The organism is Methylocystis iwaonis (assembly GCF_027925385.1).
GTDB lineage: Bacteria > Pseudomonadota > Alphaproteobacteria > Rhizobiales > Beijerinckiaceae > Methylocystis > Methylocystis iwaonis.
Map to the genome: position 1 here is coordinate 1,348,187 of NZ_AP027142.1, position 24,511 is coordinate 1,372,697.

Sequence of the window (24,511 nt, forward strand, 5' to 3'; positions counted from 1 at the left end):
ACATGCTAGAGCAGTTGATCCACTTCTCGCTGCGTCAGCGGCTGATTACCTTCCTTTGCGCGCTCTTTGTCGCCGCCTGGGGCGCCGTGAGCTATCTGAAGCTCCCGATCGACGCTTTTCCCGACGTCGCGCCCGTGCAGGTTCTTGTCGCCATGCGCGCCCCGGGCCTGACGCCCGAAGAGCTGGAGGCGCGCGTCACCGCGCCGATCGAAATCGCCGCCAAGGGCATTCCCTCGCTGACGCATATGCGCTCGACGACGCGCTATTCGATCGCGCTGATCACCTTCGAATTCGCGGAGGGGACGGATATTTACTGGGCGCGCGCGCAGGTCAACGAGCGCCTCTCGCAAGTCCAGGATCAATTGCCGGCGGGCGCATCCGGAGGGCTGGCGCCCATCGTCACGCCGCTCGGCGAGATGGTGATGTTCACCATCGTCGGCGGCGATCTCACGCCGAAGGAGCAGAGAAGCCTCTTCGATTTCACCATCCGCCCGGCGATACGCGGCCTGCCCGGCGTCGCCGATCTCAATGTTCTCGGCGGCTATGTGCGCACCTTCGAGGTGGCGCCGTCGCCCTCGGCCATGGCGGCGCGCGGCGTCACGGTCGAGATGCTGGAATCGGCGCTCAAGGACAATAATAGAAACGACGGCGCCGGCCGCGTGCAGGACGGCGAGGAAGCGCTGCTGGTGCGCGCCGAGGGAAGGCTGCGCTCGCTGGAGGATATTCGTTCGGTCGTGATCGCGGCGCGCCCCACCGGCGTCGTTCGCGTCGGCGACGTGGCGGAAGTGCGCAACGGCGCCCTGCCGCGCAACGGCGTCGTCAGCCGCAACGGCCAGGAAGAGGCGGTCTGGGGGCTGGTTCTGGGCCTGCGCGGCGCCGACGCGCGCACGGTCGTTTCCGGGGTGAAGACGCGGCTCGCCGAGCTTGCGCCGACGCTGCCCAAGGGCGTGACGATCGAGATTTTCTACGATCGCAGCGAGCTGATCGGCAAAGCCGTCTGGACCGTTCAGAAGGTGCTGATCGAGGCCATTGTGCTGGTGGTGATCCTGCTGGTTCTGTTTCTCGGCAATCTCCGCGCGGCGCTCGTGGTTTCGGTGATCCTGCCGCTTGCGGCGCTCGCCACCTTCGGCGTCATGAGATGGTGGGGGCTCTCGGCCAATATCATGTCGCTCGGCGGTCTCGCGATCGCCATCGGCCTTCTCGTCGACTGCGCCGTCGTCGTCGTCGAGAATGTCGAGCATCGGCTCGCGGACGCGCATGACGCAAGCTTCGCTGACCGCGTGTTCATGACTTTCGAGGCGACGCGCGAAGTGGCGCCGCCGCTTGTCTCGGGCGTCGTCATCATCGTCACGGTGTTCCTGCCGCTGCTGTCGCTCGAAGGGCTGGAGGGACGGCTTTTTGCGCCGGTCGCGCTCACCATCGCCTTTGCCCTGGGCTCGGCCTTGCTGCTTTCTCTCACCGTCGTTCCGGCGCTCAGCGCCACCCTGCTGCGGCCCGGCCACGGTGGGGAGCCGTGGCTCGTCCGCAAAATCGCCGCGATCTACGAGCCGCTTTTGCAGCGCGCGCTGGCGCGGCCGCTCGTCGTCGCGGCCATCGCTCTGGGCGGGCTTGCGATCGCTGGCGTGGCGGGGTCGAGAATCGGCCAGACCTTCATGCCGGTGATGAACGAGGGCACGCCTGTCATTACCATCCGCAAACATCCGACGATCAGCGTCGCCGTCGCGGCGGAAACCGACCGCCGCATTCAGCGCGAGATCATGACGAAAGTGCCGGAGGTGAAAGGCATGATGGCGCGCGCCGGCGCCGATGAGCTCGGCATCGATCCGGTCGGCCTCAACGAGACCGATAATTTCCTCACCCTCGCGCCGCAGAAGGAATGGCGCGGGCGCGGCATGGACTGGCTCCTGGACGAGATCAGAGCCGTGCTCGACGGCATCCCGGGCATTTCCTACGCTTTCTCGCAACCCATCGACATGCGCGTGCAGGAGATGATCATCGGCGCGCGCGGCGATGTGGTGGTGAAGATCTTCGGCGACGACATCAACGAGTTGAACCGCCTCGCGCGCGACGTCGCGGCGCAGTTGAAGACGATCCCCGGCGCGCGCGACGTGTTCGCGCTACAGAACGACGGGATGCGTTATCTGACGGCGCGCGTCGACAGGCTGGCGGCGGGGCGTTTCGGTCTCGACGCCAGTGATATTCAGGACGCCTTGCGCGTCTGGGTCGACGGGCAACAGGTCGGCATCGTGCTCGAAGGGCCCATTCGCACGCCGCTGGTCGTGCGCGGCTCCGAAACCTCGCGGCGCTCCTCCGTCGATTTCGCGCGCCTGCCGATGGTGTCGAACGACGGGAAGGTCGTCGAGCTGTCTCAGCTTGCCGACGTAAAGATCGAGAACGGCCCCATTCAGGTCATTCGCGAGGAAGGCCGACGCTTCGCGACGGTGCTCGCCAATGTCGAGGGCCGCGATCTCGTCGGCTTCGTCGACGACGCCAAAACCGCGGTGGCGCATCATGTGACGACGCCAAGGGGCTACGCCTATCAATGGGGCGGCCAGTTCGAGAACCAGCAGCGCGCGTCGGCGCGCCTTGCGATCGTCGTGCCCATCGCGCTCGCTTTGATCTTCCTGCTGCTCTACTTCACCTTCAATTCCGCGCTGCAGGCGACGCTCGTCTTTTGCAACGTGCCTTTCGCGGCGATCGGCGGCATTCTCGCGCTCTGGCTCTCCGGAGAGTTTCTCTCCGTGCCGGCCTCGGTCGGCTTCATCGCGCTCATCGGCATTGCGGTGCTGAACGGCGTGGTGCTCATCTCCTACATCAACAAGCTGATGGCCGAGGGCGTGGGGACGACGCGCGACGCCGTGGTCGAGGGCGCGCGCCGCCGCATGCGTCCGGTGACTCTCACGGCGACGATCGCCGCTTTCGGCCTCATCCCCTTCCTCTTCGCGACGGGGCCGGGCGCCGAGATCCAGCGCCCGCTGGCGATCGTCGTTATCGGCGGCCTCATCACGGCGACCACGCTGACGCTCGTGCTGCTGCCGATCCTCTACGATCGGGCCATGAGCTGGCGCTTGCGCAGGAAGCGCAACAGCATCGCCGTGCAGAGAACGGCTTCGCTATGACCGGCGCGCCGCTTCTCGCCGCTTTGATACTCGGGCTCGCGGGCCCCGCCTTCGCCGCGCCGCAGCCGCGCGGCGAAGTGACGGCGAGAAACATCGACGGCGCCAGCCAAAAGAAGAGCAAGAAGCCGCTCGGCCATGCGCTGGTGCGCCATCTCGACATGGCGGTGGCGATCGACGCGCAGAGCAGGGCGCTGGCGGCGCAATTCGGCGCGGTCTCGGCGCGCTACGCCACGACGCGCTCGATCTCGCCCGGCTCGCCTTATATCGGCGGAACGCAGCGCAACGCCGTCGCCGGCAATCTGCGTAACTACAATGAGACGGAGATCGAGGCGGGCCTGCCGCTCTGGCTGCCCGGCCAGCGCGACGCGCTGGAGGCGACCGTCTCGAGCGGCGTCATCGAGATCGAGGAAAAGATCGGCCTGCGCCGGCTCGACGTCGCGGGGCTTTTGCGCGACGCCTGGTGGACGGCGCAGCGCACGGCGCGAGAGACGACCGTGGCGCGCAACCGCGTCGCAACGGCGCGCGAGATCGGCTCCGACATGACCCGGCGCGTGGAACTCGGCGAAGCGGCGCAGGCCGACGCGCTGCTGGCGAAGAATGAATTGCTCGCCGCCGAGACAGAACTCGCGCAGGCGGAAGGCGCCGAAAAAGTCGCGCGCGTAAACTATGCGGCGCTTACCGGCGGCGCGACGCCGGATGGCGCGCTCGAATCGATCAAGCCCCCGGGCGACATCGAGGATCATCCGGCGCTACGCGCGCCGCTCGCCGCGCTGCGCCGCGCCGAGACCCAATTGCAGCTCGTCGAGGCGACGCCGATCGACAATCCGGATGTCGGCGTTTTCGGCCGTCAGGAGCATAATCGGCAATATTCGACCGACCCGTCGCAGTCGGTGACGGATCAGCGCACGGACGCAACGACCGTCGGCGTGCGCATTCGCATACCGCTCCCGACCGAAGGCCGGCAGGCGCCGCGCCAGGCCGAGGCGCTCGCCGAAATGACGCGGGCGCGGGCTGAATATGAGAAGGCCGAGCGCGTCGTTCTCGCCGACATAAAGGCGGCGCGCGCCAATCTCGCCGCCGCGCAGAAGGCCGCGGGCCTCGCCAACAAGCGCCTCTCGGTCGCCAATGAGCAGTTCGAGCTCTCGCGCAAATCCTTCGCGCTCGGCGAGATCAGCGCCTTCGATCTCTACCGCGTGCGGCAATTGCAGTTAGATGCGCAGCGCGCGCAAGCCAGCGCCTCGGTGAATGTGGGCGCGGCGGTATCGCGGGTAAATCAGGCGCAGGGTTACGCGCCGTGATGGGGCATTGCGAGCGAAACACGCCGGTCGCTTGATTGCGACGGTGTAGATCGCTGGGACACTCGGCTGAGCCATGCCCGTCATTGCGAGCGGAGCGAAGCAATCCAGGGCCACATCGCTGCCCTAGATTGCTTCGTCGCTTCGCTCCTCGCAATGACGGTTCTCTACGGCTTGGCCAATCCATTGCTGTTGATGAAATCAACCACCTCCGCCGTTTCCGACGCCGCGCGCCGCGTCGCCGTCGCCTCGAGCTTGCCGGGGCGCAGGAAGGACGGGAACCAGCCGAGATTGCGCACGTTCCATTTTTCCTGGGGCAGCGCCGCCGGATCGACGCCAGGAATCCTGGCGTTTTTCAAGAGATCCATCGCGCGGCGCGTATCGGTGTGGCAACTCACGCAGTCGGTGTTGAAGAAATGGCTGCGGGCCGGATCGGCGATGAGATCGACGGTTTCTTGAATTTTCTTGATGGTGGCGGGGTTGGAGATTTTAGCGTCGCCGAGGTCGAAGAGTTCGGCGGTCGCGAGCCCCTTGCGTTGCGCCACCGGCAGCGCCGCCTCGCCCGCAGGCAGCGCCGCGTTCTTGCAGGTGATGGGATTGAGATTATTGGGCGCCGGCGTCGGGATGACCTGATGCGGCGTCTCCAACACCGCAAGGCCCTCGGCGAATTGCTTGCCGTCGAGCGCCGGCCCGCGCACCGGAATGAAGCCGCCATTGGGCAATGAGGGAACGACGCCCGGCCCGACCGGCGCCATGGCCAGGAAAATCCAGGGCTCGGGCCCATTGTCGGCGAGCCCCATCACCGCCATGGCGCTGAGCTTTCCGCCCGTGAGATGGCGCTCGAGAACATTCACAAGCGCGTCGCGCAGCGGTTTCGCCGAGCGGCGATCGGCGAGGCCCGGATGCACGCCGAGCAGCTTCCCTTGCGTCGAGATTTTCACGGCGCCGAAGCGGCCGTTCGCGAGATCGTCGCGCAGACCGGCGAAGTCGCGCGCGACTTTCTTGAACGCGTCCATGTCCGGCTTGACGCGCGCCTGGCAGCCTTGTTCGGCGGGCGCGTCGAACCCGGCGGCGAAAGTGTAGACAAGATGCGCGGCGACGTCGTGAACCTGCACGGCGCCATTGGCTTGCGTCGTCACCGGCTGCAGGATGAAGCGCACTTGCGGAGATTGTCCGAATTGCTCGGTGACGCCGTGCGTGAGCCCGGGCGCGCCGGGGTCGATGCGCAAACCAGCGACACGCCATGCCTTGATGTCATGCGCCTCCTTGGGCAATTGCACATGATGGCTTCCGATCTGCGTCGCAGGGCCTTCGGCGTTGGCGAGGAATTGCGCAAAGGCGGCTGCGGGCCATAGGGCTTCGCGTTTCGAAGCGTCCTTCGGGTCTGGCGCAGTGAGATCGGCGATCGCGATCGTGTCGGCGAGGCCCTCGGCGTTTTTGGGCGGCGGGAAGAGCCAGGAGACGTCATCCGCCGACAGCGGCGCGCCTGCCGATGCGGTTGGAGCCGTTATCGCCGCTTGTGCGTGGCGCAGCTTGGCGGCATGAGTGGATGTCGAGGCTGCTGTCGCCAGTGCGAACACTGAGCACGCTAAGCGCGCACGAAAGCCGTTACGAAAATAATTGGAAGCCATCTCTCGCCCCTCATAAGGTTTTTCTTGAAACGCCGCGTTGCAAGCTAATGCGGTTGGGCGGCGACAGGCAAGGGCCAACGATGTTTCACATTCTGCGCGTCGCGCGCGCGTATCAGTCCTGCTTATTCAAAAACTGCATCACGCGCTCGATTGTCGGCTGGTCGAGCAGCAGCGGCGCGTGGCCTTGGCCGGGTACGGTATGACGTTCGAGCCTCGGCGCGCGTCGCGCCATTTCAGCGAAGGTTTCGATGGAGAGGATGTTCGAGGTCTCGCCGCGCAGCGCGAGTATGGGGTGCTGGGCGAGAGCCGCGAAGGCTTCCCACAAATCCTCGACCTCGCATTCCGGCGTGATGTCGTCGAGCGTATGCGCAAGCTCGGGATCGTAGCGCAGCGCGATCTTGCCGTCCCTTTCTTCGAAGGTCTGGCGCGCGAAGATTTCCCACTGCTCGGGCGTGATCGCGGGGAAGGCCACGCTTGCGGTCAGGCGCATCAGCGCGGCGGCGTCGCTCATTTTCTGGAGCGGCGGCATTTTGCCGACGTAGCCCTTGATCAGCAGCAGGCCTTTCTTTTCGATCACGGGGCCGATGTCGTTCAGGATCGCGGCGCTTATCAATCCCGGCCGGGCGCGCGCGAGGCGCATCGTGTGAAGCCCGCCGCGCGAGGTGCCGAAGAAGACGGCCCTGGCGACGCCGGCGTCGGCGAGAACGGCAAAGATGTCCTCTTCTTCGACGTCGGGATTGTAACGGCGCCAGTCCTTGTCCCACTCGGAGCGCCCGCGTCCGCGATAATCCAGCGCGAGCACGCGCCGGCCCGATTGCTGCGCCGCTTCGGCCACGAGGCAAAAATCATCCGCCGTGCGCGCGAGCCCCGGCAGGCACACGAACGGCAGCCGCGTCGCGGCCGGGCAGGGGTAGTCGCGATAATGCAGGCGCAGGCCATCGCGGGCGGTGATGAAATGGCTTTCGGGGGCGAAGGTCGAGCTCACGCAATTGCTCCAATGTCTCGCAGACTTTTACCGCGCCGGGCGGATTGCGCCAAACGCTGCTATTGCAGGAAGAACGCCGCAACGCCGACCTTTCTTGACTTCCCGCGCCGATGCAGCGAGTTTGCGCGCGCCCGAGAGGCCGCCGGGCGCCACCAATAACCGGCAGGAAATCCAACCGCTCATGCGCTCCTATCTCGACTTCGAAAAGCCCGTCGCCGAACTCGAAACCAAAGTGGAGGAGCTGCGGGCGCTGGCCGACAAGGGCGACGGCGTCTCGATCGCGGAGGAGCTCAGCAAGCTCGAGGCCAAGGCGGCGAAGGCGCTTGGCGATCTTTATGCAGTGTTGACGCCCTGGCAGAAGATTCAGGTCGCGCGCCATCCGCAGCGGCCGCATTTCTCGGATTACGTCAAGCAGCTCGTCACCGAGTTCACGCCGCTCGCGGGCGACAGGCTGTTTGGCGAGGACTCGGCCATTGTCGGCGGCTTCGGCCGTTTCAAGGGCGAATCCGTCTGCGTGATCGGCCAGGAGAAGGGCTCCGACACGGCGAGCCGGCTCGCGCATAATTTCGGCATGGCGCGGCCGGAGGGCTATCGCAAAGCCGTGCGGCTCATGGAGCTTGCCGATCGTTTCGGATTGCCGGTGATTTCGCTGGTCGACACGGCGGGCGCGTTTCCGGGCATCGACGCCGAGGAGCGCGGCCAGGCCGAGGCGATCGCGCGCTCGACCGATGTGTCGCTGTCGCTCGGCGTGCCGAATGTGGCCGTCGTCGTGGGCGAAGGGGGCTCCGGGGGCGCCATCGCCATCGCCGCGGCCAATAAGGTTTTGATGCTGGAGCACGCCGTCTATACGGTCGCTTCGCCCGAGGCCTCGGCCTCCATCCTGTGGCGCGACTCCGGCAAGGCGCAGGAAGCTGCGACCAGCATGAAAATCACCGCGCAGGATCTGCTCAAGTTCGGCATCATCGACGTGATCGTCTCCGAGCCCGCCGGCGGCGCGCATCGCGATCCCGCCGCCGCCATCGCCGCAGTGGGCGAGGCCATCTGGTCGGAGTTGTCCCGTTTGGCCAATTTCTCGCGCGAGCAGCTACGCGCCGCGCGGGCGGACAAATTCCTTAACATGGGCCGCAAGATAGAAGCCAAAAGTTAAGGTAAACAAATCGAATTGCAGCGTTTTCCTGGGGTGGCGAGGGGTTTGGACACTTTCTGGTCCCATTCTGCTCGTTAGCTTGCCGGACGGGCGGCAAAGAGTCTGCGCCCGGTAAGAATCGAGTTACGCAACGCAGCGTAAACATCCTGCAGTTGCACAATCTTGAACCGCGAGCCCTCAAGCTCGCATTCATCTGGCGGGCCCGACGGCTCGCGACCGACAAAATGCGCGGGCGCCGGGGCGCTAAGGGGAGCTGAGCGCATGGAACATCGGATCTTGAAGCCGGCCGCGGTCGCCGTCGCTTTCGCCGGCCTGTCGCTTTCCGCCTGCCAGGACAGCGGTCTGTCGCATCGCTCGCTCGCGCCCGTGCCGCCGGAGACGCTCGCCAAGATGGCGCAGCTCGGCACCACCAAAGAAGCGCCGATGCTGATCCGCGCCTATAAGAAAGAGGCGGAGCTCGAAATCTGGAAACAGGGCGCGGACGGGAATTACATCCACCTCAAGACCTTCCCCATGTGCCGCTGGTCGGGTCAGCTCGGCCCGAAGACGCAGGAAGGCGACCGTCAGGTGCCGGAGGGCTTCTATTCGATCACCCCGGCCCAGATGAACCCGAATTCGTCCTATTATCTGTCTTTCAACGTCGGCTATCCGAACCAGCTCGACCGCGCCCTGGGCCACACGGGCGGCACGATCATGGTGCATGGCGCCTGTTCGTCGGCCGGCTGTTTCTCCATGACCGACGCGCAGATCGCCGAGATCTACGCCATCGCCCGCTCGAGCTTCGACGGCGGCCAGCGCGCGATCCAGATGCAGTCCTATCCGTTCCGCATGACGGCGGAAAATCTGGCCAAGCATCGGCTGGACGCGAATATCGGCTTCTGGAAGAATCTCAAGGAAGGCAACGACGTTTTCGAGGTGACGAAGCAGGAGCCGCAGGTGGCTTTCTGCGGTCGCCGCTATGTCTTCAATGCGACGCCGAGCGGCGCCATGGACCCGGTCTCCGCCTGTCCGCCCCTCAAACGCGATCCCGAGCTCGTCGCCAGCGTCTCCGCCAAGGCCGCCAAGGACGACGAGAAGATCGCCGAGCTTTCCCAGAGCGTGAAGCCGGTGCGCGTCGTCTATGAGGACGGCGGCCAGCATCCGAGCTTCGCCTCGAAGGCGGGAGAGGCCAGCCGGCCCGAGGCGCTGACGGGGCCGACGGAAATCGCGCTCGAAGAGAAGCCGGCGCGCGCCGTGGACAAATCCGCCCAGCAGCTTGCGACGAAATCCCCGGTCGTGACCATGGCCGCCGCCAAGGCCGCGGCGCAAAGCCATGAAGCCTCGACCGTCGTTCGGGCGCTTGCGCCGGAGCACCATCGCGAAATGTCGGCTTTGGCTGATGAAAACGGGCCGACGGCGTCGATCAAGAAGGCGCTCAACCCGAAGAAGTAGGGCGCCGCCCCCCGTCCGGGCGCGACTCAGTTTGTCGGTAATGCTCCGAGGCGGCCTCGTCCTTTGAGACGCGAGCTTCGCTCGCTCCTCGGGATGAGGCCTAAGTGTTTGGCGCGGATGCAGAAGCCCCTCATGCTGAGGAGCCTGCGCAGCAGGCGTCTCGAAGCACGAGGGGCGTCATCGCCACTTTGTGAATAATTGAGCGCTACCCGTTCGGGCGCGGCTTTCCTTTTGAAAAGCCTTTGTTAACCCGGCCTCGGCAATAGTTGTTGCGGAACGCACAGGGAACGCCTATAAATCGTTCATGATTTGTTTTGAGGCTCGCGGCCTGAGGGCGAGGCGCGCGGCGGTTCGTGTCGCGAGGGGCGGATTATGCTGACAAAGAAACAGAGCGATCTGCTGCGTTTCATCCACGAGCGGCTGAAGGAAACCGGCGTTCCGCCGTCTTTCGACGAGATGAAGGACGCGCTCGATCTGCGCTCGAAGTCCGGCATTCATCGTCTTATTCTCGCGCTCGAGGAGCGCGGCTTCATCCGGCGCCTGCCCAATCGCGCCCGCGCGCTCGAGGTTTTGCGGCTGCCCGAATCGGCGACGCCCAGGGGCGGCGGGGCCGCGCGCGGCGGGAAGTTCTCGCCTTCGGTCATTCAAGGCAATCTGGGCCGCGTTCGGCCGCTGCACGAGCGCGGGGAGGACGAGGCGAATCAACAGGTGGCGATTCCCGTGATGGGCCGCATCGCCGCCGGCACGCCGATCTCCGCCATCCAAAGCCGCAGCCATACCATCAGCCTGCCGCCCGAGATGCTGTCGAGCGGCGAGCATTTCGCGCTGGAAGTGCGCGGCGACTCCATGATCGAGGCTGGTATTCTGGACGGCGACACTGTCGTCATCAAGAAACAGGACTACGCCGACACGGGCGACATCGTCGTCGCGCTGATCGAGGACGAGGAAGCGACGTTGAAGCGGCTGCGCAAGCGCGGCGCCTCGATCGCCCTGGAGGCGGCGAACCCCGCCTATGAGACGCGCATTTTCGGGCCGGACAAGGTGCGCATCCAGGGCAAGCTGGTGAGCTTGCTGCGGAAGTACTGACATCCACAGTCACCCCGCCGTCATTGCGAGGAAGCGACGAAGCAATCCAGGGCAGCCGTCGCGGCTCTGGATTGCTTCGCTTCGCTCGCAATGACGGCGGTGGTTTTCGCAAGGATTCCCAATCCGCCTCTCACGCGATTACTCCAGCGGCTCCGCAAGCTCCGCTTCCTCAGCGCTTTCATCCTCCTGCGCCACCGCGCGTCTGATCTGCTGCGCGGGTTTCGGCGACCAGGGCCGGTCTTCGTCGACGCCTCGCGCCGTCGTCCACGCGAGCGCGCCGCCTTCCAGAATGCGTAGCGAGACCGCGCCGGTTTCGGCGAGCTTGCGCCGGTCGATCACGATCGGCGCTTCGCAGCCTTCCGGCGCCCGCAGCGGCGTGACGATGATTGCGGCGCGGGCGCAGTCTTCGAGAAGCGCTGCGCGTGACGTCGCCAATGCGACGATCCTCCCGTCGGCGGCCTTGCCGATACAGCCATAGTCGTCGCAGGACGCCGCTTTCGCCTCGTCGACGGCGCGCGCGTCCGCGTCGGCGCGCAGCCATTGTTCCGCGGCGAAGGCGCCGGGCTTCTTGCCGAGCAGCGCGAGCTCGCCCGACGGCCGGCGCAGAGCGGCCGCCTCTCCGGTCGCGGGAATGGCGATGTCGAAGCGCTCGGCGTTGGTCGCGCCCATAAGGCCGATCAAAGCGAGCGGGATCGCCGTCGCCCGCCACATCCATGTTCGCCACAGAACCGCCGATAGAACGGCGAGCGCCAGAAAGACCATCGCCCAGGGCGCGAAGGCCTTCACATGCAGGCTCGCTCCAGGCGCGTTGGCGATGAGGCCGGCGAGCCAGATCACGAGATTGATCCCCATCTCGAGGTAGCGCCAGATGAAACCGTCGAGGCCGAAGGGATAGAGCGCCGCGCCGATCAAAGCGCAGGGCACGGCGAAGAACTCGATCGCCATCAGCGTCATCGGATTGCCGATGAGCACATAAGGGCTCAACTCGTGGAAATCATAGGCCATGAAGGAGGCGGTGGCGGAGGTCGCGCAAAGCGTTGCGACAAGCGCCGCGCCCGGCCCATGCAGCAGACGCTCGGCGATCGTCTCTCGCCCCGCGGCGAGGCGGCTGCGCAGGCCGACCCCAGCCGTGCGCGTGCTTCTCTCGGTGAGCTGCTCGCCGCGCCATTCGTAGATGGCGATGAGCGCCGCGACGGCGGCGAAGGAAAGCTGGAAGCTCGCGCCCATGATCGCCTCGGGCTCGACGGCCATGACGGCGAAGGCCGCGAGCGCGAGATTGCGCATGGAGAGCGAGGGGCGGTCGAACAACACCGCCCCGAGCATGATCAGCGTCATGACCAGCGCGCGTTCCGTGCCGACGCGCGACCCCGTGCCGATATCGTAGAGAATAGCGCCGATCATCGCGAGCGCCGCCGCCCATTTCTTGATCGGATAGTTGAGCGCGAGCGCCTGCGACATGGCCAGCAAGCGCCGCAGGCCGACGAAGAAAATGCCGGCGACAAGCGTCATCTGCATGCCGGAGATGGTGACGATGTGGAAAATGCCGGCCCGGCGGATGAGATCCTTCGCGCTTTCCGACAGAAAATCGCGCTTGCCGGTCACCATGGCGGCGGCGATGGCGCCCGCGTCGCCGCCAATCGTCTTGTAGACGCGCAGCGCCAAAGCGTTGCGGATGCGATCGACCGAGGCGAAAAAGCGCAACGACAGCGGCGCAGGATCGGGCGGCGGCATGGTTTCGATCCGCCCCAGCGCATTGCCCACGCCGCCCAGCCCCGCGAAAAAGGCGTCGCGGGAGAAGTCGTAGCCGCCGGGAAGCGCCGCGCGGGCCGGCGGCATCAGCCGGGCCTTCAAGGCGATGAAATCGCCCGCGGCGAAATTCGGCTCGCCGCGCATGGTGAGCCGCACGCGGGAGGGAGCCACGCCGCCCGGCAGACCTTCGGCGCTTGCAACCCGCAGCACGAAGCGCGCGCCGGCGCGGCGCGGGTCGATTTCTTCGACGAAGCCGGTGAGCTCGCCGACGCCCACGCGCGGCACGATCGGCGCGGCGACTCGCGCGGCGCGCCAGGCGCCGGAGGTAAAGCCCGCGGCCACCAATGCGAGCGCGAGAAAGAGCGCATATGCGCGGGCGTGGCGGCGCGTGGCGAAGGCGAGCGCGCCAAAACCCGTCAGCGCGCCGAGGCATAAAAAGAGAGACGGTTCACGCTCGGCGGCGAAATAAAGGACGACGCCCGCGCCGGTCGCGACGGCGCGCCACAGGAAAGGGCGCCGCAGCTCGGTTTCCTGCGCATAGGCGTCGCGCAGGGCGCTCGCGAGCCTTCGCGCGTGCGGCGCGAGCCGGAGGGCGAGGGCGCCCTCGCGCTCGTCTCTCTCGGCCGCGCGCGTCGCCTCGCTCACGCCAACGCCCTGGGTTCGGATGACTCAGGATAAGGTTAATGCGGATTCTGCCGGCGCGCCACGCCCTGGTTATAGGAAGAACCGTGTCGGTTTGTCGGCAAAGCTCCGAGGCGGCCTCGTCCTTCGAGACGCGAGCTTTGCTCGCTCCTCAGGAAGAGGCCTAAATATTTGGCGCCGATGCAGAAGCCCCTCCTGCTGAGGAGCCTGCGCAGCAGGCGTCTCGAAGCGCGAGGGGCGCCAACGCCAGTTTATCGGCAGGCTAAAATGCGCTCACGCGCTCGCGCGGCCCTTGCGTCTTTTGCCGCCGCTCGGGCCGCGGCCATGGGTGGGAGAGGCGCCGCCTTCGACGCCCTGCGGCTCTTCCATATGGAGATAGCGCACGCCGAGGAAGAACAGGATTTGCGCGTCGCCCATAGGCGGCTCGCTGCTTTGGCGCGACCTTTTTTCGCGCTTCCGGAACTCGACGACGTCCCCCATATCACTCTCCGCAACCGCTGCAGAAAAGGTGAATCAAGCGTTACTGCGATTAGGGAGCCGCGACGGTTAATGTTCCGTCAACGTCGGGACGTTAATTTGAAAAGCAAAATCTGCGTAAGTGTTTGAGTAGTGGACGCGTCATGCAGTCAGACAAGAGTCGCGGGCGAATTGCCGACGCCTCGCTTTTGCGGGTGGTTGTCGATCAATTCGTTGAACGACCCGCGCATCCGATCGGCGACATAAAGCAATTCGAACAGCTCGCGCTCGGCCTCATCGATCTTCTCGACGCGGGGTCGGTCGCCCGCGTCGTGCGGCCGCTGTGCTTTTATGCGGAAACCCCGCGGACGATCTTCGCCCGCCTGTTCGAGAAAGGCGGCGCTTGCGCGGAGCTGGCTTTGGCCTTCGCGCCGAGCCTGCCGCGCGAGCATCTGCTTGCAACGGCGCGGCAGGGAGAGCCGGCGCTCGCGCGCGCGCTGGCGCAACGCACGGATCTCGATCGCGAGATCGTGGACGCGCTCGCCCAGCGCGGCGAGACGGAGACGCTGCGCGCGCTTGCCGCCAATTGGTCCGCGCATCTCGATACGGCGGCGCGGCGCGCGCTCTTGCTGGCGGCGCGAGACGACGTCACTTTGGCGCGCATCCTCCTTGATCGCGACGATCGCGCGATCGAGCCCGAGGCGCTTTTTCTGGCGGCGATGCGGCTCGAACGCACGGGGATCATTCTCAACGCCTGCCGGCGCGCGCTCTCGAGCGGACATATGGAGATACGCCACGCCGAGCCGGCTTTCGTCGCGCGTCTCGAAAGCGCCGCGCTGCGCCGGGATCGCGATGCGATGGCGGCGCTCCTCGCCGACGCTCTGGACTGCCGGAAAGAGCGCGCCCGCGCCGTAATTTCGGATAGTCAGGGGGAGGCGTTGGCCTTGGCGCTGGCGGCGCTGGGCGTGGACCCCGACGCCGCGACCCGTTTGTTTCTCTGCGCCGATCCGGCGATTGCCCACGATGTGGAGCGCGTGCGCGCGCTTGTCGCTTTGGTGCGCTCGACGCCCCAGCGCGCCGCCATGCAGCTCGTCGCCGCGATGACGGGGGCGGCCAAAGGTGAAAGAGACGCGCCGCGCCGCCTCAATGCGCGCGACGAGGGGGCGGCCGCATCCGCTTGGCGACGCGCCCTGCCGCGCGCGGAGACGGTGCGCAAATTCGATCAATCGGCGTAAGGCCGGGAGTGGGGCGGAAGGGCACGCGGCGCCCCCGGAGACGTTGCGGCCTTGAAAGGCCGCAATGCCGCTGCGCACGTCTCATACCATTTCCGTTTGAATAGCTCGCATTGGCGTTTGTCATTCCCGACGGGCCGAAGGCCCGATCGGGAATCCAGAGCCACAAGAGCCTAGTTTTGCTCTGGATTCCCGATCGCTCGCTGCGCGAGCGTCGGGAATGACAGCCGAACCGATCACGCGGAACCCATGTCAGCCGCAAAAAGCTGGCATACTCGGCGAGAGCGCAACCTTTTTAGGAAACCCGTCCCTTGCAATCCGCCCAGGCCAAACCCGCTGGCGTCCTCGCGCGCTGGCGCGCCATTCCGCTTTATCTGCGCATCATCGCCGGCGTCGCGCTCGGCCTCTTCGCGGGCGTCGCGCTCGGCGCGGACGCCGCGCCGCTCGCCATGCCCGCCAAGCTCGTTTTGCGCGTGCTCGGCGCGCTGGCGCCGCCGCTCATTCTGCTCGCCATCGTCCAGGCGCTCATGCGCGCCCATTTGGGCGGCGGCGAGGCCCGGCGGCTGGTCTCCCTGCTTTTGACCAATACGCTCGTCGCCATCGGCGTCGGCCTGCTTGTCGCCAATATCGTACAGCCCGGCGCCTGGACGACGGCCGGCCCGCCCCCGGCGCCCGCCGCCAAGGCCTCCGGCGCCGTCGATCCGCTCGCGCAGTTCTTCGACGCCGTGCCCAAGAGCATCGCCGGGCCCTTTTCCGACGACGGCGCGGTCATGGGCGTCATCTTCATCGCGCTGGCCTTCGGCGTCGCCTTGCGCGGCGTCAGGCATCATGAGGTGCGCACGGTCGAAGACCTCGTGCATGTCGCGCTCACGAGCCTCGTCGCGATCCTGCACTGGATCATCGACTTCGTGCCGCTCGCCGTCTTCGGCATCGTCGCGAGCATCGTCGGCGTGAAAGGTTTCCATGATTTCGTGGCGCTCGGCGGCTTCGTGCTCGCTGTCCTTATCGGGCTCGCGCTGCAGGCCGGCTATTACATGACGCGGGTGCGGCTTCAGAGCTGGGTGCGGCCGCTCGACCTCCTCCGTGGCGTGCGTGACGCGCTGGTGATGGCCTTTTCCACCGGCAGCTCGACCGCCACCATGCCGGTCACATATGAATGCCTGCGGCAGAATGTGGGGCTGCGCGAGCAATCGGCGAGCATGGGCGCGCTTGTCGGCTCGAATTTCAATAATGACGGCACGGCGCTTTATGAGGCCATGTCGGCGCTTTTCGTGGCGCAATTGCTCGGCATGCATCTGACGCTCGGCCAGCAGTTCACGGTCGTTCTGACCTCGGTCATCGCCTCAGTCGGCGCCGCCGGCATTCCGGAGGCCGGGCTCGTCACCATGACCATGGTGTTCAAGGCCGTGGCGCTGCCGACCGATTACATCGCCATGCTGCTGACAGTGGATTGGCTCCTCGACCGCTGCCGCACCGCGATCAATGTCATGGGCGACGTGACGGTGAGCTGCCTCTTGGACGGCAAGACACGCCACAGCGGCGGCGAGAACGAACTTCTAAATAAGGACACGCACTCATCACGGCCATGACGCAGCGTGAGGTCCGTCACGCCGCCAGCTCAACGAAGACGCGGCCGTCGCGGTCTTCGATCTCGATGAACCAAAGGTCGGGGTCGAACATGATCTCGCGCTTGAGGCGGGCCTCCGCCTCGGCCGGTTCGACCCAGTCGCCCTTGTGGACTTTGGAGAACAGCCGATCGACGCCCTCGGGCATCGCTTCGCTTTGCGGGGCGGGGCCGTAGACGGCGGCGCGGCCGTCGAGGCGATCGAGCTTGATGAAGACGGCGCCCGCTTCCGCGGCGCCGCGCCGCCGCAACATGGCGACCGCTCCCTCCACCTCGGCGCGGCGGATGAGGGCAGCTACAAAAATATCGGATCGCAGACGCATGCCGCTAACTTAGAGCGAAATGCGTCCGCGGTCTAAGCCTGTCTCTCTCAGTGCGGCGTTGCGGCGCGGCTGGCCAGCAGCTTGGCGACCTTGGCGGTAAGCTCGCCCTTGGGGGGCAGGCCATTGTCGCGCTCGAATTTTTCGATCGCGCGGCGGGTGCCGTCGCTCATCACGCCGTCAGCTTTCACCACATAGCCGAGCCGCTGTAGCGCGCGCTGCGCGAAGGCCACGCCCTCGCTCGGGGCCAGCGTCTGCGCCTCGGGCTTGGGCTGCGTCTGCGCCTCGGGCTTGGGCAGGGGCTGCGCCTGAGGCTTGCTCTGAGTCTGCGCCCGAGCAGGCTTGGAGGCTGTGGTCTTCGCCGTCTCCGGGCCGCCCAACACGGCCGCGATCTGGTCGTGAGAGACGGGCTCGCGCTTCTTTTCGATCTTGGCGGCCGGCGACGCCTCGGTTTTCAGGATCACGGCCTTCAGCGCCGCTGCGTCCGCCTTTGTGGGCTTGGCAGCGGGAAGCGCTGGCGCCGGCTCCGGCTTCGCCGCCAAATCCGTCTCGACGGCGGTTTCCATCTGAGCCGGGCGCGCGCGCGGAGTCGGCGCGTCGGACTCTTCGACATAGCGCGGCGCAAGCTTGCGCGAGGAGAAGAGCGGGGCGGGGTGATGGCCGTCCTGCAGGAAGAGGGCGTTCATCGGCACGCCCACAAACGCCAGCCCGCCGATGCCCAAAAGCAACATCACGCCCACGCGATGGGGCGCGAAAACGCGCGCGAGCACCGAACGCTTCTTCTTCGGCAAGCGAAACGGCTCGTCGTGGAACTCCGGTTCGGGAGCGGGGCCGCGCCGCCGGGGCGCGCGTTCCTCGGGGAATTCGTCGTATCTGGAGGCGCTGAGCGAGAGGTCACGCAATTTTCTTCACCGTTCCTTTTTCGTGGCCGGCGTCGGCGCCGTGCCGCGGAATGGTTTCGATCTTGGCGGAAGGGTTCGTGCTGCGCGCCGGCTCGCGGCAATCGAGCGGCAGGCGGATCGTGACGGCGGTGCCTTTCTTGGGCGCGCTTTCCACAGTGATGCCGCCGCCGTGAAGGCCGACGAGGCCGCGCACCACGGAAAGGCCGAGGCCGGTGCCTTCATAGGCGCGATCATGCGCGGCGCTGGCCTGGAAGAAGGGATCGCCGAGACGCGAGAGATCGCCCGGCGCAATGCCGATGCCCGTGTCGGCGACGGTCACGGCCAGGAGATTGCCCTCCGGGGCGACGCGCACGCAGACTTTCCCGCCCGCCGGGGTGAATTTCACGGCGTTCGAGAGAAGATTGAGAAGAATCTGCTTGCAAGCCCGCTTGTCGGCGACGAACTCGTCCATTTTGCCGCGATAGTCGCGATCGAGCGTCACGCCGCCCTGATCGGCTTTCAATTGCACCATGTCGCAGCATTGGTCGATGAGCGACGGGAGGTCGAAAGGCTCGGGGAAAATCTGCATCGAGCCCGATTCGATCTTCGACATGTCGAGGATCGTATTCACAACTTCGAGCAGGTGATTTCCGGAATTGGCGATGATCTGCGCATATTCGCGCTGCTTCGCCGGATCGTTCGGCGCGAGCTCCGCATTGGCGAGCATTTCGGAGAATCCGATGATGGCGTTGAGCGGCGTGCGCAGCTCGTGGCTGACATTGGCGAGGAAGCGCGTCTTGCCGGCGGTTGCGCGCTCGCTCTCGGCCCGCGCGGCGGCGATCGCGTCTTCCGCGCGCTTTTCGACCGTGACGTCCCGCAAAATGCAAACGACCGGCGGCGCGGCGTTCGCCTGGCCGAGCTTGGGAAAATCGCCTTCGACAGGCTGCGCGAGACCCATGCGCGCGTCGAAATAATTGAACACCGGCTCGACATATTTGCCCGACGCCGAGGGCGCGAGGCCCACCTGCACGCGCAGCAAGGCCGTCATCGTCGCGCGCCGTTCGAAGACGTCGGAGACGAGCTTCAGAAAGGCGGGCCGATCGGCGATATGCACGCGCTGGAAGAAACCGCGTCCCATGAGATCGCGGCGTTCGAGGTGATAGGCCTTATGGGCGTCGCCGACGATGTTCTCGACGGCGCCGCTTCGATCGAATTGCAGAACAATGTCGCCGATGGCGTCCGTCAGCAACCGCAGGTCGCGCGCGCTGATCGAATCGGCGCGCGCCCGCGCGCGTTCGGCGCGAATCGCGCAAGCCGCCACGAAGGCGATGTAGAGCATGAGCGGCGCAGCGACGACCGCGGAGTTGACGGCGCGTTCGAAATCGATCGGATTCGCAAAGCCCGCATAGCCGATGAGCGCAACGCCCGAAGCGACGACGATCGCTGTCGAGACGATGCGCGCGGTCATCGCGCTCTCGATCAGCGCGATGATCAGCAAAGTAACGCTGATGGCTTCATATCCCTGGGTCGACGCCGCGACGGCCGCCGCCATCGCGAGCCAGCCGAAGATCGAGAGAGTCTGCGCGAGACGCAGATTGCCTGTGCGCGCGAGAACGCCCACCGAAATCAACGGGATTTGCGCCAGAGCGAAGATGCCGGCCTCGGACGTCGTGGGGGCTTCGTGGAGAAACAGCCAGATCGGCGCGCTGAGAAGCGCGCAAGCGGCGATCAGCAAGCGCGGCATGATGAAACAGCGTTGGCGCGCCATTTCGATTGGACGCTCGCCAACGCTTTCATGGATGAGATGGTCGATCCACGGGACTGACCGCTCGAATGAGTCTATTTTACTCAAATCACGCGCTCCTACTGCGCCGGAACCTCGCAGATCTATCTTAAGTGACTGCTAAACGGCTGCAGCCGCGTATTATTTCCCAATCTTAGACGTCAGGATGGTTTGTATTTCCTTGCGATCGGCAGTGGGATTTGATCCTTCTTGTTTACCGTTGCTTAATCTCCGGACGCGAGAAACTGGTACGCGCCGGCGACAGCGCAAGCGTGATTGGGCGCGGTCGAAAAGGCTGCGCGCGATGTCGGGGAGCGCCCGGTGATTTTTCTCCTCAAATGCCTTGCTTGCATCGCGATCGTGATCTTCGCCGTCCAGTGGCGCGAAGAAGCAGAGGCGCCGACTCGCGAATCGCATGCGCATGTCGCAGCGCCCAAGCCGCCGCGTCGTCCCTCGATCGAGGACAGCGCCAGAGAATGGGTCCAGGCCGGCGCCGATGCGCTGGCGTCAGCGGCGCGCGAGAAATGTCTTGCGGCGCCTCGCGATTGCGCCGCTACGCTGCAGCGCCTGCAGGGCGCCGCGCAAGAGCGATAAAGCGCCGGGCGCAACAGCCAAGCCGCTTCAAAACAGAACGGCTTTTGCGTAATTGAAAAATTAACCGTAATGATGGATTTCGTTGGCGAGCGATCCGGAGGCCAAGCGCTCCACTGACCGCGCGTTTTCATGCAACGTCCGTTGCGCGCGCCATCCCTTTTACAGCTTCCAGGAGGCGGTATGACCGACGAATCCGTTTCGCAGCACGACGATAACCAGTCCCCAGTCGCGCTCGACAATTTGCAGGAGCTACTCAAGGCGGCGCGCGCCGAGCGCGATCGTCAAATCTTCGAGAAAACCGAAATCGTCGCCAAGGCCAACGCCTACGCCAAGGAGCGCGACGATCTGAAAGAGCAGCTCGCTTCGGTTCTCTCCGAGCGCGACCAGATTATCGGCGATGTCGTCGCCGATCACGACAAGGTCGTGGCGGACATCACATCCCAGCGCGATCAGCTCGCCCATGAAAAGGCCGCCGTCGAAACCTCGCTGAAGGAGGCGATCCGCCGCGCCGATGACGCTTCGGCCGAGATCGCCCGGCTGCGCCGCGCGCTCGACGCCAAGCCGCCGACGGACCTCATCGGCGTGCTCCTGGCGATTCTCGCGGAAAACACCAAGGCCGCCGTCGCCTGGGTGCGCTCGAAGATTCCGGCCGACAGCCCGGCGCTGCCCTATTTCGACAAGACCGTCGAAACCTCGACCAAGCTCGGCTGCGCGGCGGTGAAGCTGACCAAGGAGCTCTATATTTGGGCGAAGCCCCGCGCGATCGAGCTTTACAAGCTCGGCAAGGCGAAGGTCCAAGAGCTGGTCGCCGAGCAGGGCAAGAAGTAAAGGCGCGCGGGCGCCCGAGCTGGCGCCCAAACTGGAGCCATTGTCATTCCCGGCGGGCCGTAAGGTCCGCTGGGAATCCAGCATGATTGCCGCCTTTGGATTCAGCGTGGCCGCGTCGTCCATAATCGCGCGAGCGAGCGCTACCTGCTCACTTACTCAAGCAAGACTAGAAAACGCTTAGAGATAACTACTTACCATCAGATACTTCGTGAAAGCGGAACTCAGGATGGGGACCGTGACCGTGACCTCGATGGCGGAGTTTCTGGCGGATGAGCGCGCGCAGGATGAGCGGATGCTCCAAAGCGCGCTAGGAAAAGCCATTCAGGAGTCGTTCCAGACGATTGTCCATGAGCCGCTTCCCGACCGAATCGGGCTGCTGCTGCTTCAATTGGCCCTGGGGAAGGTTATAAGTCCCGAAACTGACGAGGCGCCTCGAGGCGACGCCGTGGCCTTGATGGACGAACCCGAGAAGCTACTCGCCAAAGCGACCCGGCATGTCGTCCAGGCTGAAAGAATTGTTGCGCGCCAGCGAGAGCGGATCGTCCGACTGCGGGCGCAGGATTTTCCGATCGAAGAAGCTTTGCAGCTACTGGATACTTTCATCAGAACGCTTTCTATCATGAAAGACCATCAACGCCTTCTACGCGAAGAGGCGGAAGGCACAGACGTGAGCGCCGGATGGCTCTTTTCGCGCGTCGCTGCTCGCACGCCGCAGAATGTCGCCGTCTGAGCCCGACTCGAGGCCTCGATCTCGCCCGCCGGGCGCCGGCCGGGGACGGCGCGCTTTCAACCCCCGCCGCCATAGGCGCCGTCGCCTTCGGGATGATCGCAACCCTTTCTTTTGGGGCCGGGCGCTGCTATCCGAAGCGCCATGAGCACCCCCCGCAAATTCGACAACATCCGCAATTTCTCGATCGTGGCGCATATCGACCACGGCAAGTCGACGCTCGCCGACCGGCTGATCCAGGAGACCGGGACGCTCGCGGCGCGCGAGATGGTCGAGCAGGTGCTCGATTCCATGGATATCGAGCGCGAGCGCGGCATCACCATCAAGGCGCAGACCGTGCGCCTGCATTACCGGGCCGCGGACGGCAAGGATTACGTCCTGAACCTGATGGACACGCCCGGCCACGTCGACTTCGCCTATGAGGTCTCGCGCTCGCTCAAGGCCTGCGAGGGCTCGCTGCTCGTGGTGGACGCCTCCCAGGGCGTCGAGGCGCAGACGCTCGCCAATGTCTATCAGGCCATCGACGCGGGGCACGAGATCGTGCCCGTGCTCAACAAGATCGACCTGCCGGCGGCCGAGCCCGACCGCATCAAGGAGCAGATCGAGGAGGTGATCGGCCTCGACGCCAAGGACGCGGTGCTCATCTCTGCCAAGACCGGCATCGGCATTCCGGACGTGCTGGAGGCGATCGTCACCCGCCTGCCGCCGCCCCAGGGCGACGAGAAGGCGCCCCTGAAGGCGCTGCTGGTCGACAGCTGGTACGACGCCTATCTCGGCGTCGTGGTGCTGGTGCGCATCTTCGACGGCACGCTGAAAAAGGGCCAGAAGATCCAGATGATGGGCACGGGCGCCCATTATGAGGTCGACAAGATCGGCGTGTTCCGCCCCAAGATGCAGGACGTCGCCGAGCTTGGCCCCGGAGAGGTCGGCTTCATCACCGCGCAGATCAAGCAGGTCGCGGATACGCGCGTCGGCGACACGATCACCGATGAGCGCAAGCCCTGCGACGAGGCGCTGCCGGGCTTCAAGCCGGCGCAGCCGGTGGTGTTCTGCGGCCTCTTCCCCGTCGACGCCGCCGACTTCGAGGATTTGCGCGCCGCGATCGGCAAGCTGCGCCTGAACGACGCGAGCTTCTCCTATGAGATGGAGACCTCCGCCGCGCTCGGTTTCGGCTTCCGCTGCGGCTTTCTGGGCCTGCTGCACCTGGAGATCATTCAGGAGCGGCTGTCGCGCGAGTTCAATCTCGACCTGATCGCGACGGCGCCGTCGGTCGTCTACCAAATCCTGCTGACCAATGGCGACGAGATCGAGCTGCACAATCCGGCGGACATGCCGGATGTGGTGAAGATCGAGGAGATCAAAGAGCCCTGGATTCGCGCCACGATCCTGACGCCCGACGATTATCTGGGCTCGGTGCTCAAGCTTTGTCAGGATCGGCGCGGCATACAGGTGGATTTGAACTATGTCGGCAAGCGCGCCATGGCGGTCTATGACCTGCCGCTCAACGAGGTGGTGTTCGATTTCTACGATCGCCTGAAGTCGATCTCCAAGGGCTACGCCTCATTCGACTATCAGCTCACCGACTATCGCGCCGGCGATCTGGTGAAGATGAGCATCCTCGTGAACGCCGAGCCGGTGGACGCTTTGTCGATGCTCGTGCACCGCACCCGGGCCGAGGGGCGCGGCCGGCAGATGTGCGAGAAGCTCAAGGAGCTGATCCCGCCGCATATGTTCCAGGTGCCGATCCAGGCCGCGCTCGGGGGCAAGATCATCGCCCGCGAAACCGTGCGCGCCTTCCGCAAGGACGTGACCGCCAAATGCTATGGCGGGGACGTGACCCGTAAGCGGAAGCTCTTGGAGAAGCAGAAGGAAGGCAAGAAGAAGATGCGCCAGTTCGGGCGGGTGGAAATCCCGCAGGAGGCGTTTATCGCGGCGCTGAAGATGGAGGACTAGGGGCCTTTGCGGGGGCTTGCGAACGTACGCAGTTACGTACATATTCCCTCCATGCGCACGACCTCCTACAGCGACCTCCGGAAGAACCTCGCGGCCACGCTCGATCGCGTGACCGAGGACCACGAGCCTGTCGTCATCACCCGTGACCGCGGAAAGCCGGCGGCCGTGCTGATCTCCCTCGAAGATTTCGCCTCCTATGAGGAGACGGCCTATCTGCTGAAAAGCCCGCGCAACGCCGAGCGCCTGCTTGCGTCGATCAAAGAACTCGAAGCTGGCGGCGGCGCAGAGCGTAAGCTTTCCGAATGAAGCTCATCTTCTCGGAAAGCGCCTGGGAGGATTATCTCCACTGGCAGGCGCAGGACGCGAAGATTCTCGAACGCATTAATTCACTCATCAAGGAATGCCAGCGCACGCCTTTTACAGGCACTGGAAAGCCCGAGCCTTTGCGGGGGGATTTACGGGGCTGGTGGTCTCGGCGGATTACGCTGGAGCATCGCCTGGTATATCGCGTCGAAGGCGAGAGCCTGCTGATTGCGCAGTGTCGCCATCATTATTGAGTGAGCTTGTTATGGCGGCGCCAACTCACTCCCCGCTCGCGGGGAGAGGTTGGGTGAGGGGCCGGGGGATTAATTGAGAGATTTGCCATGCGCGGCCTGCGTTTCATCGAAACCCGTCGGTCTCGTGAGCTGAGACGGGACGCCACTTCGGCGCGTCCAGAGCCACAAGAGCGCTGGTTTTGTTCAGAGCCGTCATTGCGAGCGAAGCGAAGCAATCCAGGGCAGCGATGCGGCCCTGGATTGCTTCGTCGGCTCCGCCTCCTCGCAATGACGGTGGTGATTTCCTGTGTGTCCAAACTGCGCGCGTCGGGAATGGCGCCGAATAATCGAGCGGATCTCGTATGAGGCCCAAGGCTACCGGGTGATCCGCTTCACGAACCAGCAGGTTTATGAGAATGCCGAGGCTGTTGCGGAGGCAATATTGGCGGCTCTCTTGCAAGAGTAGGGATAATCACCCGGGCCCCTCACCCA

The 24,511-nt window shown here is 65.3% G+C and carries 21 protein-coding genes; 14 read left to right on the forward strand and 7 right to left on the reverse strand.

Translation table 11 applies throughout. The annotated features are described in order from the left end of the window. Positions 1–2: 2 nt before the first annotated feature. Entirely contained in the window at positions 3–3,119 is a 3,117-nt protein-coding gene (locus QMG84_RS06460) for an efflux RND transporter permease subunit (RefSeq protein WP_281931254.1), read from the forward strand. Beyond that, on the forward strand, positions 3,116–4,417 hold the full coding sequence (locus tag QMG84_RS06465; protein WP_281931255.1) for a TolC family protein: 1,302 nt from the start codon (positions 3,116–3,118) through the stop codon (positions 4,415–4,417). The genes QMG84_RS06460 and QMG84_RS06465 overlap by 4 nt, the downstream gene beginning before the upstream one ends. Positions 4,418–4,581: 164 nt before the next feature. Here QMG84_RS06465 and QMG84_RS06470 read toward each other — a convergent pair whose 3' ends face one another. Next, positions 4,582–5,994, reverse strand: a complete 1,413-nt coding sequence (locus tag QMG84_RS06470; RefSeq protein ID WP_281931256.1) for a hypothetical protein — start codon at positions 5,992–5,994, stop codon at positions 4,582–4,584. 163 nt (positions 5,995–6,157) lie between these two features. Next, complete coding sequence (locus QMG84_RS06475) at positions 6,158–7,030, reverse strand: alpha/beta fold hydrolase (RefSeq protein ID WP_281931257.1); 873 nt, start codon at positions 7,028–7,030, stop codon at positions 6,158–6,160. Between the two features lie 181 nt (positions 7,031–7,211). Here QMG84_RS06475 and QMG84_RS06480 point away from each other — a divergent pair, with 181 nt between their 5' ends. The 3 genes from QMG84_RS06480 (at position 7,212) to lexA (ending at position 10,694) form a co-directional block, all read left to right on the forward strand. Further along, positions 7,212–8,177 carry an acetyl-CoA carboxylase carboxyltransferase subunit alpha gene (locus QMG84_RS06480; RefSeq protein ID WP_202073789.1) on the forward strand — a complete coding sequence of 322 codons (966 nt, stop codon included), beginning with the start codon at positions 7,212–7,214 and terminating at the stop codon, positions 8,175–8,177. Between the two features lie 261 nt (positions 8,178–8,438). Next, complete coding sequence (locus QMG84_RS06485; protein WP_281931258.1) at positions 8,439–9,608, forward strand: L,D-transpeptidase family protein; 1,170 nt, start codon at positions 8,439–8,441, stop codon at positions 9,606–9,608. A 372-nt stretch (positions 9,609–9,980) separates the two neighbouring features. Continuing rightward, on the forward strand, positions 9,981–10,694 hold the full coding sequence (lexA, locus tag QMG84_RS06490; protein ID WP_202073787.1) for a transcriptional repressor LexA: 714 nt from the start codon (positions 9,981–9,983) through the stop codon (positions 10,692–10,694). Between the two features lie 138 nt (positions 10,695–10,832). On the opposite strand, the gene QMG84_RS06495 is transcribed toward lexA, so the two are convergent. Continuing rightward, a complete protein-coding gene (locus QMG84_RS06495) occupies positions 10,833–13,088 on the reverse strand; it encodes a ComEC/Rec2 family competence protein (RefSeq protein ID WP_281931260.1) in 2,256 nt (751 codons plus the stop codon). Positions 13,089–13,358: 270 nt separating this feature from the next. Next, positions 13,359–13,502, reverse strand: a complete 144-nt coding sequence (locus tag QMG84_RS06500) for a hypothetical protein (RefSeq protein WP_202073785.1) — start codon at positions 13,500–13,502, stop codon at positions 13,359–13,361. A 203-nt stretch (positions 13,503–13,705) separates the two neighbouring features. Here QMG84_RS06500 and QMG84_RS06505 point away from each other — a divergent pair, with 203 nt between their 5' ends. Both QMG84_RS06505 and QMG84_RS06510 read left to right on the forward strand, forming a co-directional pair. Beyond that, a complete protein-coding gene (locus tag QMG84_RS06505; RefSeq protein WP_281931262.1) occupies positions 13,706–14,776 on the forward strand; it encodes a DUF2336 domain-containing protein in 1,071 nt (356 codons plus the stop codon). Positions 14,777–15,084: 308 nt separating this feature from the next. Next, on the forward strand, positions 15,085–16,362 hold the full coding sequence (locus QMG84_RS06510) for a dicarboxylate/amino acid:cation symporter (protein ID WP_281931263.1): 1,278 nt from the start codon (positions 15,085–15,087) through the stop codon (positions 16,360–16,362). Positions 16,363–16,378: 16 nt separating this feature from the next. Here the strand turns inward: QMG84_RS06510 and QMG84_RS06515 are convergent, their stop codons facing one another. Genes QMG84_RS06515 through QMG84_RS06525 form a run of 3 tightly spaced genes read right to left on the reverse strand, consistent with a single transcriptional unit; the run spans position 16,379 to position 19,450 of the window. Beyond that, positions 16,379–16,720: a DUF1491 family protein gene (locus QMG84_RS06515; RefSeq protein WP_202073782.1), complete on the reverse strand. Its 342-nt coding sequence runs from the start codon at positions 16,718–16,720 to the stop codon at positions 16,379–16,381. Positions 16,721–16,767: 47 nt separating this feature from the next. Next, on the reverse strand, positions 16,768–17,619 hold the full coding sequence (locus tag QMG84_RS06520; protein WP_281931265.1) for a peptidoglycan-binding domain-containing protein: 852 nt from the start codon (positions 17,617–17,619) through the stop codon (positions 16,768–16,770). Beyond that, complete coding sequence (locus QMG84_RS06525; RefSeq protein ID WP_281931266.1) at positions 17,612–19,450, reverse strand: PAS domain-containing sensor histidine kinase; 1,839 nt, start codon at positions 19,448–19,450, stop codon at positions 17,612–17,614. The genes QMG84_RS06520 and QMG84_RS06525 overlap by 8 nt, the downstream gene beginning before the upstream one ends. A 252-nt stretch (positions 19,451–19,702) precedes the next feature. On the opposite strand from QMG84_RS06525, the gene QMG84_RS06530 reads away from it, so the two are divergent. The 7 genes from QMG84_RS06530 to QMG84_RS06560 all read left to right on the forward strand — a co-directional run bounded on the left by QMG84_RS06530 (position 19,703) and on the right by QMG84_RS06560 (position 24,485). Further along, a complete protein-coding gene (locus tag QMG84_RS06530; protein WP_281931268.1) occupies positions 19,703–19,975 on the forward strand; it encodes a hypothetical protein in 273 nt (90 codons plus the stop codon). A 180-nt stretch (positions 19,976–20,155) separates the two neighbouring features. Then, a complete protein-coding gene (locus QMG84_RS06535; protein WP_281931270.1) occupies positions 20,156–20,803 on the forward strand; it encodes a hypothetical protein in 648 nt (215 codons plus the stop codon). 235 nt (positions 20,804–21,038) lie between these two features. Then, complete coding sequence (locus QMG84_RS06540) at positions 21,039–21,533, forward strand: hypothetical protein (protein WP_281931271.1); 495 nt, start codon at positions 21,039–21,041, stop codon at positions 21,531–21,533. A 141-nt stretch (positions 21,534–21,674) separates the two neighbouring features. Then, complete coding sequence (gene lepA / locus QMG84_RS06545) at positions 21,675–23,483, forward strand: translation elongation factor 4 (protein WP_281931272.1); 1,809 nt, start codon at positions 21,675–21,677, stop codon at positions 23,481–23,483. Between the two features lie 51 nt (positions 23,484–23,534). Further along, entirely contained in the window at positions 23,535–23,789 is a 255-nt protein-coding gene (locus QMG84_RS06550) for a type II toxin-antitoxin system Phd/YefM family antitoxin (RefSeq protein ID WP_165047956.1), read from the forward strand. Next, positions 23,786–24,040, forward strand: coding sequence for a Txe/YoeB family addiction module toxin (locus QMG84_RS06555; RefSeq protein WP_281931274.1), 255 nt, complete (start codon positions 23,786–23,788; stop codon positions 24,038–24,040). The genes QMG84_RS06550 and QMG84_RS06555 overlap by 4 nt, the downstream gene beginning before the upstream one ends. A gap of 361 nt (positions 24,041–24,401) precedes the next feature. Continuing rightward, complete coding sequence (locus QMG84_RS06560) at positions 24,402–24,485, forward strand: PDDEXK family nuclease (protein WP_281931936.1); 84 nt, start codon at positions 24,402–24,404, stop codon at positions 24,483–24,485. The last annotated feature ends 26 nt before the right edge of the window (positions 24,486–24,511 follow it).